Source organism: Leptotrichia sp. OH3620_COT-345, from assembly GCF_003932895.1.
Taxonomy (GTDB): domain Bacteria; phylum Fusobacteriota; class Fusobacteriia; order Fusobacteriales; family Leptotrichiaceae; genus Pseudoleptotrichia.
This window is the reverse complement of record NZ_RQYW01000207.1, coordinates 1-242: the sequence shown is the minus strand read 5'-3', so window position 1 is coordinate 242 and position 242 is coordinate 1. Positions and strand designations below refer to the sequence as shown.

General features: G+C 40.1%; 1 protein-coding gene. It reads left to right on the top strand.

Annotated features, from left to right (window positions below; translation table 11 throughout):
- Positions 1 to 242: filamentous hemagglutinin N-terminal domain-containing protein (locus tag EII29_RS11800; protein ID WP_125237632.1), on the top strand; the 242-nt coding region annotated here is incomplete at both ends.

The following is a 242-nucleotide window of genomic DNA, read 5'->3' as shown; positions in this document are numbered from 1 at the left end:
GTGACAGGAAAGAATAAGAGTAATATAAACGGAATAGTGGAAGTGGCAGGACAAAGAGCTGACCTTGTAATGGCAAACAGAAACGGAATATTTGTTAACGGGGGCGGTTTTTTAAATACGGACAGAGTGACTCTAACTACAGGGAATTTGGATATAAGAGAAGGGGACTTAGTAGGCATAGATGTATCACAGGGACATATAGGGATAGGAGAAAGAGGAGTAGATGCATTAAGTTTAAGTGA